At 32.5% G+C, this 17,073-nt stretch carries 16 protein-coding genes; 12 read left to right on the top strand and 4 right to left on the bottom strand.

Features of this window, described 5'->3' with window-relative positions; genetic code table 11:
- The first annotated feature begins 27 nt into the window (after nt 1–27).
- Both tgt and BUR17_RS13170 read left to right on the top strand, forming a co-directional pair.
- The gene (gene tgt / locus BUR17_RS13165; protein ID WP_074230813.1) at nt 28–1,158 is read left to right on the top strand and encodes a tRNA guanosine(34) transglycosylase Tgt; all 1,131 of its coding nucleotides are present in this window, start codon (nt 28–30) and stop codon (nt 1,156–1,158) included.
- Nucleotides 1,159–1,232: 74 nt separating this feature from the next.
- The gene (locus tag BUR17_RS13170) at nt 1,233–2,345 is read left to right on the top strand and encodes an LptF/LptG family permease (protein ID WP_074230814.1); all 1,113 of its coding nucleotides are present in this window, start codon (nt 1,233–1,235) and stop codon (nt 2,343–2,345) included.
- On the opposite strand, the gene BUR17_RS13175 is transcribed toward BUR17_RS13170, so the two are convergent.
- A complete protein-coding gene (locus BUR17_RS13175) occupies nt 2,339–3,055 on the bottom strand; it encodes a biotin--[acetyl-CoA-carboxylase] ligase (protein ID WP_074230815.1) in 717 nt (238 codons plus the stop codon). The two genes, BUR17_RS13170 and BUR17_RS13175, sit on opposite strands and share 7 nt — an antisense overlap.
- 86 nt (nt 3,056–3,141) lie before the next feature.
- Here BUR17_RS13175 and rsfS point away from each other — a divergent pair, with 86 nt between their 5' ends.
- The 6 genes from rsfS to BUR17_RS13205 all read left to right on the top strand — a co-directional run bounded on the left by rsfS (nt 3,142) and on the right by BUR17_RS13205 (nt 9,394).
- The gene (gene rsfS, locus BUR17_RS13180) at nt 3,142–3,510 is read left to right on the top strand and encodes a ribosome silencing factor (protein WP_074230816.1); all 369 of its coding nucleotides are present in this window, start codon (nt 3,142–3,144) and stop codon (nt 3,508–3,510) included.
- A gap of 16 nt (nt 3,511–3,526) precedes the next feature.
- Nucleotides 3,527–5,536 carry an ATP-dependent zinc metalloprotease FtsH gene (gene ftsH, locus BUR17_RS13185; protein ID WP_074230817.1) on the top strand — a complete coding sequence of 670 codons (2,010 nt, stop codon included), beginning with the start codon at nt 3,527–3,529 and terminating at the stop codon, nt 5,534–5,536.
- Nucleotides 5,537–5,675: 139 nt separating this feature from the next.
- Nucleotides 5,676–6,257, top strand: a complete 582-nt coding sequence (locus BUR17_RS13190) for an LUD domain-containing protein (RefSeq protein WP_074230818.1) — start codon at nt 5,676–5,678, stop codon at nt 6,255–6,257.
- A gap of 23 nt (nt 6,258–6,280) precedes the next feature.
- Nucleotides 6,281–7,153, top strand: coding sequence for a phosphatidate cytidylyltransferase (locus BUR17_RS13195; protein ID WP_074230819.1), 873 nt, complete (start codon nt 6,281–6,283; stop codon nt 7,151–7,153).
- Nucleotides 7,154–7,216: 63 nt separating this feature from the next.
- Nucleotides 7,217–7,870: a phosphatidylserine decarboxylase family protein gene (locus BUR17_RS13200; protein ID WP_074230820.1), complete on the top strand. Its 654-nt coding sequence runs from the start codon at nt 7,217–7,219 to the stop codon at nt 7,868–7,870.
- Between the two features lie 195 nt (nt 7,871–8,065).
- Nucleotides 8,066–9,394 carry a peptide-N-glycosidase F-related protein gene (locus tag BUR17_RS13205; protein WP_074230821.1) on the top strand — a complete coding sequence of 443 codons (1,329 nt, stop codon included), beginning with the start codon at nt 8,066–8,068 and terminating at the stop codon, nt 9,392–9,394.
- 143 nt (nt 9,395–9,537) lie between these two features.
- Here BUR17_RS13205 and BUR17_RS13210 read toward each other — a convergent pair whose 3' ends face one another.
- A complete protein-coding gene (locus tag BUR17_RS13210) occupies nt 9,538–9,897 on the bottom strand; it encodes a helix-turn-helix domain-containing protein (RefSeq protein WP_074230822.1) in 360 nt (119 codons plus the stop codon).
- A 256-nt stretch (nt 9,898–10,153) separates the two neighbouring features.
- On the opposite strand from BUR17_RS13210, the gene BUR17_RS13215 reads away from it, so the two are divergent.
- From BUR17_RS13215 to BUR17_RS13230, 4 genes are all read left to right on the top strand, one after another.
- Entirely contained in the window at nt 10,154–10,423 is a 270-nt protein-coding gene (locus BUR17_RS13215; RefSeq protein ID WP_074230823.1) for a hypothetical protein, read from the top strand.
- 95 nt (nt 10,424–10,518) lie between these two features.
- A complete protein-coding gene (locus BUR17_RS13220; RefSeq protein ID WP_074230824.1) occupies nt 10,519–11,289 on the top strand; it encodes a GLPGLI family protein in 771 nt (256 codons plus the stop codon).
- A 28-nt stretch (nt 11,290–11,317) separates the two neighbouring features.
- Nucleotides 11,318–12,082 (top strand): GLPGLI family protein, encoded by a 765-nt coding sequence (locus tag BUR17_RS13225; protein ID WP_074230825.1) that lies wholly within the window; start codon nt 11,318–11,320, stop codon nt 12,080–12,082.
- Between the two features lie 74 nt (nt 12,083–12,156).
- On the top strand, nt 12,157–14,796 hold the full coding sequence (locus BUR17_RS13230; RefSeq protein ID WP_074230826.1) for a carboxypeptidase-like regulatory domain-containing protein: 2,640 nt from the start codon (nt 12,157–12,159) through the stop codon (nt 14,794–14,796).
- Nucleotides 14,797–14,814: 18 nt separating this feature from the next.
- On the opposite strand, the gene BUR17_RS13235 is transcribed toward BUR17_RS13230, so the two are convergent.
- Together BUR17_RS13235 and BUR17_RS13240 are read right to left on the bottom strand one after the other, a co-directional pair.
- Complete coding sequence (locus BUR17_RS13235; RefSeq protein ID WP_074230827.1) at nt 14,815–15,162, bottom strand: DUF1801 domain-containing protein; 348 nt, start codon at nt 15,160–15,162, stop codon at nt 14,815–14,817.
- A gap of 22 nt (nt 15,163–15,184) precedes the next feature.
- Nucleotides 15,185–17,023, bottom strand: coding sequence for an ABC transporter ATP-binding protein (locus tag BUR17_RS13240; RefSeq protein ID WP_074230828.1), 1,839 nt, complete (start codon nt 17,021–17,023; stop codon nt 15,185–15,187).
- Nucleotides 17,024–17,073 lie beyond the last annotated feature (50 nt).

Consider the following 17,073-nt stretch of genomic DNA (forward strand, 5'->3'; position numbering starts at 1 on the left):
CTCGCAAAGCAGTTAAAATGTATAAGAATGAATTTTTTTAATATAGAAAAAACCTCAGAAGGCAAAGCAAGAGCCGGAGTTTTGAATACAGATCACGGAACCGTTCAAACACCAATTTTCATGCCTGTAGGAACTGTAGCAAGTGTAAAAACCGTTCATCAGAGAGAAATAAAAGACGATATTAAAGCTCAGATTATTTTGGGAAATACATATCACCTTTATCTTCGTCCGGGAATGGAGGTGATGGAAGCTGCAGGAGGTTTACATAAATTTATGAATTGGGATCTTCCGATTCTTACCGATTCAGGAGGTTTTCAGGTTTTTTCACTTTCTGGAAGCAGAAAAATGTCTGAAGAAGGGGTGAAGTTCAAATCTCATATCGACGGAAGTTATCATTTATTCACTCCGGAAAAATCAATGGAAATTCAGAGACAAATTGGAGCTGATATTTTCATGGCATTTGATGAATGTGTTGCTTATCCCGCACACTATAATCAAGTGAAAAAATCGATGGAAATGACGCATCGTTGGTTAAAGAGATGCATCGACTGGAATGCAGAAAATCCTGAACTATATGGTTATAAACAAAGATTTTTTCCGATTGTTCAAGGTTCAACGTATTCAGATTTAAGAAAAATTTCTGCAGAAGTAATTTCAGAAGCTGGTGCAGAAGGAAATGCAATTGGCGGTCTTTCTGTAGGTGAACCTGAAGAAGAATTGTATAGAATTACGGATGAGGTAACCGATATTTTACCGAAAGACAAGCCAAGATATTTGATGGGAGTCGGAACTCCTTGGAATATTCTTGAATCTATCGGTTTGGGAATCGATATGATGGATTGTGTGATGCCAACAAGAAACGCAAGAAACGGAATGCTTTTCACTTGGCAAGGGGTAATCAATATGAAAAACGAAAAATGGAAGAAAGATTTTTCTCCATTAGACGAGTTTGGGACAAGTTTTGTAGATCACGAATATTCGAAAGCTTATGTGCGTCATTTGTTTGTGTCTAAAGAATATTTGGCAAAACAAATTGCATCAATCCACAATCTTGCATTTTATTTAGATTTGGTGAAAGTAGCAAGAGAACATATTTTAGCAGGAGATTTCTATCAATGGAAAGATTCTATAGTTCCTGTATTGAGACAAAGACTTTAGAAATAAAAAAGAATCCCTAATTAAGGATGATTTAAAAGAAAATAGGGTGTAATTCTATTTAAAAATAAACAAAAATGCTTAAAATCGTAGACGGATATATCGTAAAAAAATACCTTGGAACATTTAGTTTCATGTTGATATTGCTGTCTATTGTGGTTTTGGTAATCGATGTTCAGCAGAAAATTCCCAGAATTGAAAAAGCAACTGAGATTGATCCTAAATTAGATTTAACGTACTTTCTTATTCATTTTTATCCTTATTGGATCATTAATTTGGTGATAACATTCTTGGCGATTCTTGTTTTTATATCGGTGATTTATTTTACCTCAAGAATGGCAAATAATACCGAGATTGTTGCGATCATAAGCAGTGGCGCCAGTTTTCACAGATTTGCAAGGCCCTATTTGTTAACTTCTTTATTTATTGCCCTTATTTCTTTAACGGTGAATCATTTCGTTTTGCCTTGGGCAAATGTTAAGAAAAATCAGCTAGAAGCCTATACTTATAATGCCGCTGCTAAAGAGAAGATCCTTGGAACAGCTCCTGTTTCAGCTCAGCTCAGCAAAACGGAATATATTTTTATTAACTCCTGGAATAAAAGAGAAAAAAGAGGCTACGGATTTCTGTATCAGAAGTTTGATAAAGACCGAAAACTCATTTATGAACTTAAAGCAACTGATGTTTTCTGGCAACAGGACAAAAAAAGTTTTGTGTTGAATAGTTATTTGGAAAAGACCATCAATAAAGATGATTCTGAAAAATTAGGACAGGGTTTTGAGTTGAAAAAAAATTACGGACAAGATCCTGAAGAACTGTTTCCAAACGAACTTTTAGGTCAAAATAAAGTGACTCCAGAGCTTATAAAATTCATTGAGCGTGAAAAAGATAAAGGAAACAGCAACCTGAATTCTCACCTGAATGAGCTGCATCAGCGTACTTCAATGCCGGTTTCAATTATTATTCTGACGTTTTTGGCGCTTTCTCTTTCATCACAAAAGAAAAGGGGAGGTTTAGGAATTAACCTTGCGATAGGGATTTCTCTGGCATTTGTATTTGTATTCTCTTTTGAAGCTTTAAAAGTGGTTTCAGAGAACAAAAGTATGTCACCTGCATTGGCAATGTGGTTCCCGAATATTATATTCTTCCCGATTACTTTGTTTTTATATTTAAAACGAGCCAATCAATAAAGTAACTTAATTTCTTTGTGGTAGAAAGACTGTAATCCGGATTGCTCCATTTCTATCCAGATATTACCTTTTTCGTCAGCGTTTTTAATGATGCCATTTTGTCTTACATTGTCCAATTCGAAAACTGAAATTTCATCTTTTCTGAATAGGTTTGAATTAAACTGAGCCAAGATTTCTGCATGATCAGGAATATGGGTCAGCTTTTCAATTAAAAATAAATGCAGAGCTTCAGTAAATTGTTTTAAATTAAATCTTTTTCCTGTTTGCGTTAAAAGTGATCCTGCATTAGAAATTTCGTCAAATTTTTCTTGTAAAATGTTAATTCCTATTCCAATAACAAAATAGTTTTCCTGATTCATTTTCTTCTTTTCAATCAGTATTCCGACAACTTTCTTATTTTTTACGATAATATCATTTGGCCATTTTATTTTTACTATCTTTTCAGTCAGATTGGCAAGATAATTTTGTACAGCAATTGCGGTATAATAATTGAACAAGAAATCCGAGTGAATAGTGCATGAGGTTTTTACAGCCAATGTATAAGCTAGATTCTGTTCCGCTACTGATGTCCAGGAGTTTCCGTATTGTCCCCGTCCTTTTATTTGATTAAATGTGTAAAGACCAACAAAATTTGATTGCGGATAAAGTAAAACGTCATTTATTTCGTCATTAGTAGAAGAACACGCATTGCGGTAAAATAGCTCACTCATTTAAGAAAACTTTAAGACTTTAAAACCCTAAAAGTAAGGCTAAAGTAAAAGAAAAACAATAAATTTGCAGATTATAGTATATTTTAATGAATAAAACAGCAGAAAAGCAAGCGCTAATAGATAAAATTGTAGAGGCAATTCAAGACGTAAAAGGTGAAGATATTATGATTTTTGACCTTACTAAAATCGAAAATTCAGTTGCAGAAACGTTTATAATTTGTAGCGGAAACTCAAATACACAAGTTTCGGCATTAGCGGGAAGTGTAGAAAAAAAGGTGAGAAACGATCTTCAAGACAGACCTTGGCATGTAGAAGGTACAGAAAATTCAATGTGGGTATTGGTAGATTACGTTTCAGTGGTGGTGCATATTTTCCAGAAAGAAACTCGTGAATATTACGATATTGAAGAACTTTGGGGAGATGCAAAAATCACAAGGATAGAAAGTGAAGTATAAATTTTAAAAGTAATAAATGAATAATAAAGGATTTAACTGGTTTTTCCCTGTAATGATTATAGCACTTGTGCTATTTTTTATCGCCACTTCTATGGGTGACAACAGTGCAAAATCGATCGATGAAGATTCGTTCTTCAAAGAGATGCAGGCTGGGAAAATTCAGAAAGTGTTGATAGACAAGCAAAAACAAAATGCTGAAGTTTATCTAACGCAAGCTGCTAAAACGGAAACGGTAAAAACTCAGGATAAAAGTTCTAACCCATTCTCATCACTGGGAATGACTCCAAAAGCAGATTATACACTTAAATATGGTGATTTACAGCTGTTTTTATCAAAGTTTGAAACTTTGAAAGCTGAGAATCCCGCATTAAAGACAACAAAAGATTATGCAGAAGGCGAAAGCCCTTTAATGAGTATTCTTATTCAGGCATTGATCTGGATTACAATTTTGGGTCTTTTTTATTTCATTCTTTTCAGAAAGATGGGCGGCGGTGGCGGTCCTGGTGGACAAATTTTCTCTATCGGAAAATCTAAAGCAAAACTTTTTGACGAAAAAGAAAAAATTCAAACAACATTTAAAGATGTTGCAGGTTTAGAAGGTGCAAAAGAAGAAGTGCAGGAAGTTGTAGACTTCTTGAAAAACTCTGAAAAATACACGAAATTAGGAGGTAAAATTCCTAAAGGAGTACTTCTGGTAGGACCTCCGGGAACGGGAAAAACTTTATTGGCAAAAGCTGTTGCTGGTGAAGCTAAAGTTCCTTTCTTCTCATTGTCAGGTTCAGATTTTGTTGAAATGTTTGTTGGGGTAGGTGCTTCAAGAGTGAGAGATTTGTTTGCTCAGGCTAAAGCAAAATCTCCGGCAATTATCTTCATCGATGAGATTGATGCAATTGGTAGAGCAAGAGGTAAAAATAATTTCTCTGGCGGAAATGACGAAAGAGAAAATACTTTAAATCAGCTTCTTACAGAAATGGATGGTTTTGGTACCGATGTCAACGTTATTGTAATGGCAGCGACCAACAGAGCAGATATTTTAGATAAAGCATTAATGAGAGCAGGTCGTTTTGACCGTTCAGTTTATGTTGACCTTCCGGAATTGCATGAAAGAAGAGAGATTTTTGATGTTCATTTAAAGAAAATCAAATTAGACGAAAATATAGACAGAGAGTTTTTATCTAAGCAAACTCCTGGTTTCAGTGGAGCAGATATTGCAAATGTTTGTAACGAAGCAGCACTTATTGCAGCGAGAAACAGCCACGAGTCGGTTACTAAACAAGATTTCCTTGATGCGGTAGACAGAATCATCGGTGGTCTTGAAAAGAAAAATATGGCAATCAAGCCTTCTGAGAAAAGAAGGGTGGCCTTCCACGAAGCAGGTCATGCAACAATTTCTTGGTTGGTAGAGCACGCTTCACCGCTTCTAAAAGTAACCATAGTTCCGAGAGGAAGATCTTTAGGAGCAGCTTGGTATCTTCCGGAAGAAAGACAATTGTCTACTACTGAGCAGATGTTAGACGAAATGTGTGCTACTTTAGGAGGAAGAGCTGCAGAGCAGGTAATCTTTGATAATATTTCTACAGGTGCCCTTTCTGATCTTGAAACAGTGACGAAAAGAGCTCAGGCAATGGTAACAATCTACGGTCTAAGCCCGAATATTGGGAATATTTCTTATTACGACAGCTCAGGTCAGTCTGAATATAGTTTCGGGAAACCTTATTCTGAAGCAACAGCCTCAAAGATTGATGCAGAAATTAAAGGCATTATAGAAAACCAATATGAGAGAGCGGTAAGAATTCTTACTGATAATAAAGATAAGCTGAATGCTTTAGCAAATAAACTGTTAGAGAAAGAGGTTATCTTCCGTGAAGATTTGGAAGAGATTTTCGGTCAAAGAGCTTGGGATCCTGAGTTGACAGAAAAACCGGTGACCAATACAATTCCTATTCTTGAAAAAGAAGAAGAGCAACCGAGCGAAGAACTGAAGGATAGTGAAATTCAGGCTCCTGAAAGTTCAAGTCAAATCTAAGAATATCCTTATTGGATTTAAAATAACTCCCGGCAAATAAATCTATTTGTCGGGTTTTTTGTTATTTAAACTATATTCTTAGACGAATTATAATTATATTTTCTATTTTTGTATAGAAGTTGACTAAAAATATACTAAGTTGAGTTTATTTAAAAGAATTGTAAGCAGACTTACCAACCAGCCAGAAGATGATGAGAAGCAGAGCCTGGAAAAGCTTGGAGATTCGCTGAAAAATGCAGATCTCGACTATAAGTTTGCGCAATTATTTACGCATTCTGGTGGCTTTTTCAACTATTGCGCAGATGAGGCAGAAGCATTGCAGACCTTGAACCAGATTTTGAAAATCGAGGGGATTAACTCTGTTTTTTGCTGTGATAAAGATCTTCAGGGATTTTTGAACGTAATTAAAATAAATAATACGCCCGAGCTGGAATCGCGTAACGATGCCGCTTTTATATCATGCGAATACCTTATTGCGTACGACGGCAGAATCATGCTTTCGCACAATAACATTCTGCATTATCATTCTTCAAGACTGCCCGGTAAAATAATTATTATGGCAAATGTTTCTCAGATCGTCAATAATCTGAATGACGCGATGGGCAAGATCAAACGTACCGGAAACATCAAAAACCTTACTTCAATCAGCGGAAATCACTCTAAGCTGGATGCTGCTGCAAACAATAATACGAAGCTATTTTTACTTTTACTGGAAGATTAGCATCGCTTTCTAAATTTTAAATTTTGGACAAAAATCTTATTCAGAGAACGCTTTCAGGGCTGGTTTATGTAGCCGTAATATTTCTTTGTGCAACACCTTTTGGTGCGCAATTGCTAGATTCGGTTTCTCCCGGTCTCGTTCAGCAGCAATATTTGTATTATGGTTTAATAAGCTTTCTTTTGCTGGTTGGAACATGGGAATGTATGAAAATTATGAAATTCGGAGACGGCTACGAAAAGTGGATTGTTTTTCCATTAGTCATTTTTATTTTCTATGTTTTCTCTAAACGATATTTCCAGCACGGATTTTATTTTGACTTCAGGCTGTCGGAAATCTTGGCAATTTCATTAACTCTTATTGCGGTAATTACTTTATTTAAATTCTCAAACGAACTTTATATCGACAGCGGAAAACTTATTTTTACAGTAATCTATGTCGCTTTACCGTTTTCTTTTGCCTTAGGTTTGCCTAAATATTCTTCTATTGAAAATACTTTTTCACTGGAAGTTATTTTCTTATTTATTTTAATTTGGAGTAGCGATACCTTTGCTTATCTCGTTGGGAAATTCTTCGGAAAACATAAAATGGCACCAAAAATTTCACCCAAAAAAACCTGGGAAGGTTATATCGGAGGTGTTGTTTTAACATTGGTACTTTCATATTTCGTTGAGCAGTATCAACCACAGCTTCGCGGAAATTGGATGGTTGTAGGTTTTCTGATTGCTGCATTTGCACCTTTGGGAGATCTGGTAGAAAGTCAGCTGAAAAGAAATTTTGGCGTAAAAGACAGCGGAAACATCATTCCGGGGCACGGTGGAGTATTAGATAGGTTAGACAGTTTTTTAATTTGTGTTCCTGTCGTATATTTGTACTTTATTTTAGAAAAATTTATTTAAACTTATATTACTGTTATACTTCGGAAACTTCGTTGCTTATAACAAACAACAATTAGTATCATTATGAAATTACATAAAGAGTCGAAAGGAACCATCACGGTAGCGTCTATACTTTTCGCAATTATTGCTGCGGCATCTATTTATTTTCTTGAAATGTGGTCGCTTTTGATTATCATACCATTATTGGTTATTTACAGTTTGGTATTTTGGTTCTTCAGAGTTCCGAACCGTGATATTTTAGATCACGTAGAAAATGTAATTGCTCCGGTTGATGGAAAAGTAGTGATGATTAAAGAAGTAGAAGAGGATGAATTCATCAAAGGAAAGGCAATTCAGGTTTCTATCTTTATGTCTCCACTGAATGTTCATATTTGTAGATATCCCGTTTCTGGAGATGTAATTTATAAAAAATATCATCCTGGGAAATACTTGGTTGCATGGCACGAAAAATCGTCTACAGAAAATGAAAGAACGACTGTTGCCGTACAAAGTTTAACCAATCATAAAGTTGTTTTTAGGCAGATTGCTGGATATGTAGCTAGAAGAATTGTTTTCTATTGTAATGAAGGGGATGCTGCAAAAGCGGGTCATGAGTTTGGATTCATTAAATTCGGTTCTAGAATGGATGTTTTCTTGCCACTCGATACTGAGATTATCTGTAAAATAGGTGATATTACCAAAGGTGGGATCGATGTGATTGCAAAAATGAGAGATTAATATTTAATGAAAATATATAAAGACCGTTTCGAGAGAGACGGTCTTTTTTGTTTCAAATAAATCATGATATTTTTATTGAATCGAAATCAAAAATAAAAATACATTGCTATTGTGATACTCATTTAATACTTTGATGCTTGTAAATAATTTTTTAGGTTGTAGTTTTGATGCGAAATCAAAAATCTAATTTTTTAAATGAAAAAAATTCTACTTCCTTTAATGGTCTTCACAGGACTATTTAAAATGTATGCTCAAACCAATATCAATGTATTTTCTCAAATCGTCTTTTATGACGGATATGCATCGAATGTATCTAACCCGGTTCCTGCAAATACGATAAGACTTGCCAATTACAGATATGCTAAAAAACTTACAGATGCTGAACTGAATTCTTTTCAGAATAAAATTACGATGAATGTTACCATCGGCGCATTGTGTGATAATTATGACAGAATTGGAGGTGTACACATAGCGTTAGTTCCAAAAAATCAATTGACTTATTCTTTAAGTGATACAAATGTCAAAAGAATTGAAATTGGAAGATATATTACTCCTTTTATGAATAAAAATATTTCTCCAACTTCGGTTCCTTATACCTATAATGTTGATAATTTGTATTCTATTTTCAGTAATACGACTTTAAGAAATGCCTATGATATTTATGTAGAGCTTGATGTTTTTGGAGTTCCTTATGCTGCAAATACGCAAGTTGCGGGTTGTTCAGGAAGAAATGATGTCTTTGCCGGAACGCTTGATTTTGTTACTTCTAATGATCCTGCAATCACCACTTCTTACAATAATTTACTTCCGTTATTAGATTCAAACGAACTGAATAATTATAATAATACAGACCAACCCGGACAAACGGTTAGATTGGTTAATTTTAATTTAAACCAAAGTACAGACAATGCAAAGTTTTTTATTATTTCTACACCGCATGGAGCAGGTTCTGGTGGTGAAGAATACATAAGAAGACAAAACTTTGTTTCTTTAGACAATACTCAGGTTTTAACGTTTACACCGGGAGGAAAATCTTGTGAACCCTACAGAATGTATAACACACAAGGAAACGGTATTTATGGAGCAAACGCGCAAAGTCAGTCTTGGTGGACATCGTGGAACAACTGGTGTCCCGGAGATTCTGTACCTATTCGAAGCTTTACTACACCTACACTTTCAAATGGAAGTCATACTTTGAAATATGAAGTTCCTGCCGCTGTTTTCAACGGACAAGACGGTAGAGTAGTGCTTTCTATTTATATGCAAAGCAACAATCAGTTGTTATCTGTAAAAGATATTTCTACGGTTGATGTTTCTATTTTTCCTAATCCTACTGCAGATTTTGTGAATATCAGATCCGATAAAAAAGTAAGAAATGTAATTATTTACTCACTTGATGGAAGAAGATTGAATGAAACTAAAGATTCTAAAATTGACTTATCGGCTTATCCATCCGGAAATTATTTGTTAGATATTACATTGGAAGGTGGAACTCAGTTTAAGCATAGGGTCATTAAAAGGTAGTTTAAACATTCATTATAACAGAAAAGAGAAACCAATTGGTTTCTCTTTTTATTTGATTATTTTGTGTTATTAGTATTTTTTAATCTATCACAATAAAACATATCTTTTGTCATTTTCAGTTTGTTTTGCTGAGCATTGTTTATCTATTTTTGTTTAGATTTTAAGAGCTTGATTTCTTCTAAAAGATCAGAATTCTCTTTTTCTAACTTTTCAATATACTTTTTCTGGATTTCTAAGAAAAAGTCTGGAATATTAGAAAAAGTAATATTTCTTTTAGGATAATCATTAAATGATTGAAATGAAAACTTAGTTTCATTATTCTTAATGTCCTTTACAGAAACTTCAAGAGCATCTGCAAGCTTTTGCCACTCTTCGTCGTGTATTCCTATTTCACCACGTTCTTTTCTAGAATAGTTAGATGGATCTGTAGATAGTATTTTTGCCATTTTTTCCTGAGAGAGACCTCTTTGCTTGCGTAAAATTTTTAATTTTTCTTGTACCATTTTGTGTGTTTTTATTATTTGTAAATATGTGAAATTTTTACATGTATTGCAATAAATTTACAATAAAATTGCATATTTTTTTAATTATTTTAAGTAAATTATTTTTAGTTTTGAAATATGAAGAAAATAAAAATTCTTTAGATATTTAAGTTTTTGTATGTGTACAATGCAAAAATGTAAATATAAATGCTGATCAGCAAACCCTATGTCGGGGATTATATGACAAATTGAGTTACAAAATTTTAAATCAAAAAACATGAAAAAACTAATTTTCGGTGCTGTTACAGCACTTCTTATTTCAGGAACCGTGTTCGCTAACGAAACGACTAAAGATTCTAAAAAAGCAGATCAACCTGAACAGGTTGTACGAACTTATTGTAAAATTACTATTGTTACAACACATTCAAATGGGACTAAAAGTTATGATACAACATATTATGAGGTGTCAAGTGGCGAGGCAGGAGCAAAACAATGTGATAAGATTAAGAAAAATGTTCAAGCTTCTTTGTCGGTAGCGACAGATTAAGCTAAAAGCTATTATTCTGAGTTTCCTTTTGTGAATAAATTCATTAAAGGAAACTCTTTTAAATAATTTTTTTTATAAAATACTTACCACCAAATATGAAAATAGTAAATAAAATTTCTTTAGTATGTTCCGTAATGTTTTTTGCATTTTCTTTTTCCCAAAATATAAAAGTGACCTATAAGTACATGCCTTCTGACGTTTTTGAGTTCGAAGAAAATGTTTATCTAAACAATAATTACAAGGTTAGTATTATAGACTCTATTCCTGTAAAAAGATACAAAGAAAATAAAGTTGCGGATGTGTATATTGAACAAGATAAGGGTATTAAACAATATCGTACAATTTTAATGAATGACTTAAAAAATAATAATATTTTTTTTACTTATCAAATAAAGAAAATAAATTATTTGGTGTCAGATACTCCACCGGTCATAAAATGGAATCTGAAACACAAAGAAACCAAAAAAATAGGCAAGTACATCTGCAAAAAAGCCACGGCTGTTTTCAGAGGAACAGATATAGAAGCATACTATACCACTGAAATTCCTGTTTCTGTTGGTCCATATAAATTTAAAGGATTGCCGGGATTGATACTAGAAGTAAGAACTTTAGGTATTAATCCAATGTCGTGGAGAGTGAAAAATGTACAATTTCCTTATAAAGGAACCCCTAATTACAGTAAAAAATTTGTAAATTCTTTAAAAAAGATAGATATTAAAGAATTGATTAAAAAGATTGATGATCGTAATGATGAAGATAGGAGGATTTTTCACAGTAAACTAAATTTACCAATGCCTGCTAAAGTGGAAGTAACTGGAGGAAATCCCAGAGGGGTGGTAGAGAACAAATTTGAATGGGAAAAGTAATTTAAAAATAAAACATTTCCTATCAAATATGAAAATAGCAAATAAAATTTCCCTCTTGTTTTTCATTGCATTTTTTGCATTTTCTTTTTCACAGAATATAAAAGTGACTTATAGGTATGTTCCTTCATATACTGTTGAATACGAAGAAAATGTGTATGTGAACGATAATTACAAGATTAGTATTATAGATTCTATACCTATAAAAAAATATAAATTAAACAGAGAATCAGCTGATGTTGTTATCGAAGATAAGACTAAACTTTTCAGAAGAATTCTAATGGGGGATATTCGGCAAAATAGCCTCTATTTTACCCATCAGATAAAAAAGACAAATTATTTAGTATCGGATACCCCACCACTAATTAGATGGAACCTAAAATACAAGGAAACCAAAAAAATAGGCAAGTATGTCTGTAAAAAAGCTACAGCATTTTTTAGAGGAACGGATATAGAAGCGTACTATACTACTGAAATTCCTGTTTCAGCTGGTCCATTTAAATTTAAAGGATTACCAGGACTGATACTGGAAGTAAAAACTTTAGGTATTAACAAAGAATCCTGGGTTGCGAAAAACATGCAATATCCTTATAAAGGAATGCCCAATTACAGTAAAAAATATGTAAATTCTTTAAAAAAGATAGGAATTAAGGAGTTGATTAAAAACATTGACAATCTTAATGATGAAGAACAAAGAATTTTTCACAGCAAACTAGGTTTGCCAATGCCGGCTAAAGTAGAGATAAACGAAGGAAATCCGAGAGGAGTGATAGAAAATAAATTTGAGTGGGAATAAACACAAAAAAATATCTTATTTCATTTAACAGACAAAAGATTTTGTCTGTCTTTTCTTATAAAATATTTTTGATATTGTTACTGTTTTCAATATCAAAATTTAATGCACAATCATTTTCTGGCATTGTTTATAATGATAGCAAAAAGCCTTTGGCTGGAGCAATTATAACCTTACTTACCCCTGAAACAGAAGAAACAGAAGACTATGTACTATCTGATGAAAAAGGTTTTTTTAGCATAGAAAATGTGAAAAAAGGTAATTATAAAGTCGTTATCAATGCTCTGGGGTACACTAAAATTGAAAATAAAATAAATGTTACCGGAGATTTAAAAATCAATTATAATTTAATATTAGAAAAAGAACAAAAGATTGAAGAAGTTATCCTTACTGCTACAAAACCTATAAAAATAAAATCTGATACCATTGAAATGACTGCTAAATCTTTTATGAATGGTACAGAGAAAAATGTAGAAGATCTTCTGAAAAAGCTGCCCGGTGTTACGGTAGAAAATGATGGCAAAATAAAAATTCAAGGCAGAGAGGTTGAAAAAGTTATGGTGGAAAATGACGATTTTTTTGAAAGAGGGTATACTCTGCTTACTAAAAATATGTCGGTAAAGCCAATTGAAAAAGTACAAATATTACAAAGCTATTCGAATAATAAATTATTAAAAGGTGTTGAAAACTCGGATAAAGTTGCCATAAATCTTACACTCGCAGATGATGCAAAAAGAGACTGGTTTGGCAGCGCAGATTTATCTTCTTCTTTTTTTCCTGAATCTTTTTATTCCGAAAAAATTAATCTGGCAAAATTTGGTAAAAGGGCAAAATATTTTCTTTTAGGAAGCATAAATAACATAGGAAATAATACGATAGGGGATATAGATCACTTAATAAAACCCTCTATACAAGACGAAGCGGGCTTTATAAATATAGAAACTGATGCTTACAAATTTGGAGCTGAAAATTTTATTTATCTTCCTTTTGGTTCGGAGAAAGCAAAGTTTAATAATGATAAATTAATTTCTGCAAATGCTATTTTTAAATTAAATGAAAAGATGAAATTAAAAATAGTGAGTCTAGGAAATTTTGAAAAGATTAATTTCAACAAAACATCAACTACAAATTTTAATTTAGGAGATACGCAATTTACCAATATTGAAGAATTTTACAGAAAATCTAAAAAGACAAATTATTTTAACAAATTAGATTTTGAATTTGATATTTCAAAAAAAATGACATTAAAATATTCCGGAAATATAAATTACTGGACTAATAATAAGTTTGAAAATCAAAATCTTAATGGTTTACCCTGGAGTGTAAATCAGAATACAGATAATCATTCAACAGACAGTCATTTGCTTCTTACAAATAAAATAAATGAGAAATTAGTTTGGCTAAATGGTATAAGATATCTTAATCAATCTGTCAAGGATTATAATTTTTCAGATCAATTCTTTTTTAATGAATTATTTACAGAATATGAAGGAGTTTCAAATTTTAATCAGAATTCAAATTCTAACATTCAGTTTTTAGGAATTATTTCACAAATACTTTATAGGACGGAAAAAGAAAATCTATGGAATTTTTCTTTTTATAATTATAATACAGTACAGGGATTTAGAAATATCATGGGCTTTGAAAAAAATGCTGTATCATTCTTTTTTCCTGATGATTATAAAAATGATTTTAAAAATAGAAATAATGATTTTGTAGTATCATTAAAGCAAACTTCTTCTTTTGGGAAATTTAAGATTAACCCACAATTAGATATTCATTATGTGAAAAACAGCTTTGAAAATAGGAACGAAAATATAAAAAATGAAGATTTTTTTTATATTATTCCAAATTTAAATATTTCTTGGGCCGTTCATAATAAAGGAAAATTAAATACTTCTGTGTTTTTATCTCGTAACAACACTATGGTTACCGATATGTTACCAAACTATTTTAGTGATGCACCACGAAGTTTAATTAAAGGTTTAAATGATTTTGATTATTTAAAAAATTCCGGAGCTACATTAAAATATACTTATGGAAACTGGAATGATCGCGTATTTATCAATCTATATGGCTCTTATACAAAATTTCATAATTATCTGTCTTACAACTATAATATACAACAAGAATATACAGTTTCAGATTTATTGTTTCTAAAAAACAGGAACGATTATTTATTTTCCAGCGAACTAAGTTATTACCTAAGAGCAATACGTTCAAATTTAAAGATAGGATATACAGTAAGTACATCTCAATATGAAGATCAAATTGAAAATGGTAACATTAGAAATGTTTTATCATCATATAATCAAATCGGATTTCAATTAAAATCTGCTTGGAAGAAAGTTCTCGATTATCGTATCGGTACAAATTTAAATGTTTCAAAAATTAATACAGACCAGCAAGAGAGTAAAGTTCTTAATCAAGAAGCATTTTTAGATTTAGTTTTTACTTTGAGTGAAAAAACAAAACTTGAATTGAAAGGCAAGTATTACTCTTTTGACGGGTTCATTAACAAAGAAAATTCTTATAGTTTCTTAGATTTTAAGCTCAAATATCAGTATGATAAAAATGTTTCTTTTTCACTCATTGGTAATAATTTATTTAATACGAAAAAGTTCAGAGAGTTTTCAATCACAAGCTATTCTACATATATTTCAGAGTATTCATTGTTTCCACGATATTTAATGCTTGAAATGAATTTTGGCTTGTAAATAACGATGTTTTAAAGACTACTTTATGTGCTTTTTTACCTCCGTAATTAAGCTTAAAATAAATTCCACAGGCAAATCCTTATTTTCATCAATTAAAAGGATTTTAAACTTCTTTCTGCCTTCGCTGATGAGTTCTGGGTAATCTAACCGGTCGCCGTGATAAAAGCTTATGTAATGTTTCTTATGCTTTTTGCTGTAATAAAGGTAGCAGAGCATTTTCTTTTTAAACTTAAAAAAGGGCAGTCCGAAACTCAGAGTTTCTGTAATGTTTTCGAGATCAGATTCTAAGATTTTTTTTCGTAAAAACAAAAGAGTACTTCTTTCAGGCTCATCGATTCTGTAGAAGTACTCTTGTATAGGATTCATTTTAAATAGAATTTAAAATAGTTTAGTCAAAATTCTGAAGCTCTACCAATTTGTGATAAGTACCTCTTTTTGCCATTAATTCTTGATGACTTCCCTGTTCTACAATGTCGCCTTTCTCCATCACTACAATCCAGTCAGCTTTCTGAATGGTTGAAAGTCGGTGAGCGATAACCAGTGAAGTTCTGTTTTCCATCATTTTTTCAAGGGCATCCTGCACGAATTTCTCAGATTCTGTATCTAAAGCAGAAGTTGCTTCATCCAAAATCATAATCGGTGGGTTTTTCAGAACGGCTCTTGCGATAGAAACTCTTTGTTTTTGTCCGCCGGAAAGTTTTCCTCCATCGTCACCGATATTTGTGTCGTAACCATTCGGAAGCTGCGTAATGAAATTATCTGCGTTGGCAATTTTTGCTGCAGCAATTACTTCATCTCTTGTTGCTTCAGGTTTACCCATCAAAATATTGTTGTAAACCGTGTCATTAAACAATACAGATTCTTGGGTAACCATTCCTAAAAGTTTTCTGTAATCGGTCAATTTTAGATGTTTGATATCAGTTTCGTCAATTAAAATCTGACCTTCTGAAACATCGTAGAATCTGGCTAAAAGATTGGCAATTGTAGTTTTTCCACTTCCACTTTGTCCTACCAATGCAACTGTTTTTCCTTTTGGAATCGTCAGACTGAAATTTTTTAGGATTAAATTAGATTTATCGTAGTAAAAACCAATATTTTTAAACTGTATTTGTTTATCTAAAGTAGAAATAGAAACAGGTTCTGCAATTTCCTCTATTTTCACATCGGCTTCAAGAATTTCCAAAACCCTGTGTAGAGAAGCTTCCCCTTTCTGAACATTAGAAATAGAAGATGATAAGCTTTTTACCGGAGGTAAAATCTGGAAGAACATTCCTAAAAATACCAAGAAGTCTTCCGGAGCAATACTTTGGTCTACAATAATTTGTTTACCACCATACCAAGCAATAATTAAAAAAGTAACAGATCCCAAGAATTCGCTTATGGGTGAAGCCAGTTCTTTTTTTCTTCCTAATCTGATCGAGCTGTTAATCCATTTCTGCATAGAACCCATAAAACGGTTGTCCATTATTTTCTCAGCACTGAAAATCTTGATCACCTTAGAAGATTTCAAAGTTTCATCAACGATTGAGAAGATGGTTCCCATTTCGTTTTGAGCTTCGTGAGAATCTTTTTTAAGACTTTTTCCGATTAATGCAATCATAGTTCCCATTACCGGTAAAACTAAAAGAGAAAATAAAGTAAGCTCAGAGCTTAACCAGAAAAGACTGATCAATGTGCTGATTAACATAAACGGAGCGTTGATCAAATCAACCAAACTTCCCAAAATATTTCCTTCTACTTCGCCCACATCGTTTGACATACGAGACATCATGTCACCTTTTCTGCTTTCTGTAAAAAATGAAACAGGTAAAGATAACACCTTACGATACATTTCGCCTCGAAGATCTTTGGTAACACCGACACGATAGTTAATTAAAAGAAAAGATCCTAAGTATCTGAAAATATTTCTCAGTAAAAACATGAATGCCGTGATGACACAAAGCCAAGCTAAAACATTCAGCGTACCATAATCATCAACTAAAGTCTGAATATAATAATTAGAATATGTTTTTAGATATGAAAATAAATCTACAAGCTCTCCGGAATATACAGGAGCAGATTTGAAGTTTTCACGTTTAATGGTGCCAAAAAGCATCCCCAAAACCGGAAGTATAGTTCCTAAAGAAGCAATCTGAAACACAGAATATAGCAAGTTGAAGAATAAACTTCCGTAAATGTATTTCTGATGCGGACGGGCGAATTTGAGTATTTTTTTATATTCGTTCATTCAATAAAATTGGAAAGCAAAATTAATTAAAATATAATGATAAGACGTTT

The organism is Chryseobacterium scophthalmum, from assembly GCF_900143185.1.
Classification (GTDB): domain Bacteria; phylum Bacteroidota; class Bacteroidia; order Flavobacteriales; family Weeksellaceae; genus Chryseobacterium; species Chryseobacterium scophthalmum.

Coding starts and splice junctions, on each gene's coding strand:
- BUR17_RS13215 (WP_074230823.1), top strand. CDS start 10,154: ATGAAAAAACTAATTTTCGGTGCTGTTACAGCACTTCTTATTTCAGGA.
- BUR17_RS13235 (WP_074230827.1), bottom strand. CDS start 15,162: ATGAATCCTATACAAGAGTACTTCTACAGAATCGATGAGCCTGAAAGA.
- BUR17_RS13220 (WP_074230824.1), top strand. CDS start 10,519: ATGAAAATAGTAAATAAAATTTCTTTAGTATGTTCCGTAATGTTTTTT.
- BUR17_RS13225 (WP_074230825.1), top strand. CDS start 11,318: ATGAAAATAGCAAATAAAATTTCCCTCTTGTTTTTCATTGCATTTTTT.
- BUR17_RS13240 (WP_074230828.1), bottom strand. CDS start 17,023: ATGAACGAATATAAAAAAATACTCAAATTCGCCCGTCCGCATCAGAAA.
- tgt (WP_074230813.1), top strand. CDS start 28: ATGAATTTTTTTAATATAGAAAAAACCTCAGAAGGCAAAGCAAGAGCC.
- ftsH (WP_074230817.1), top strand. CDS start 3,527: ATGAATAATAAAGGATTTAACTGGTTTTTCCCTGTAATGATTATAGCA.
- BUR17_RS13175 (WP_074230815.1), bottom strand. CDS start 3,055: ATGAGTGAGCTATTTTACCGCAATGCGTGTTCTTCTACTAATGACGAA.
- BUR17_RS13210 (WP_074230822.1), bottom strand. CDS start 9,897: ATGGTACAAGAAAAATTAAAAATTTTACGCAAGCAAAGAGGTCTCTCT.
- rsfS (WP_074230816.1), top strand. CDS start 3,142: ATGAATAAAACAGCAGAAAAGCAAGCGCTAATAGATAAAATTGTAGAG.
- BUR17_RS13200 (WP_074230820.1), top strand. CDS start 7,217: ATGAAATTACATAAAGAGTCGAAAGGAACCATCACGGTAGCGTCTATA.
- BUR17_RS13170 (WP_074230814.1), top strand. CDS start 1,233: ATGCTTAAAATCGTAGACGGATATATCGTAAAAAAATACCTTGGAACA.
- BUR17_RS13205 (WP_074230821.1), top strand. CDS start 8,066: ATGAAAAAAATTCTACTTCCTTTAATGGTCTTCACAGGACTATTTAAA.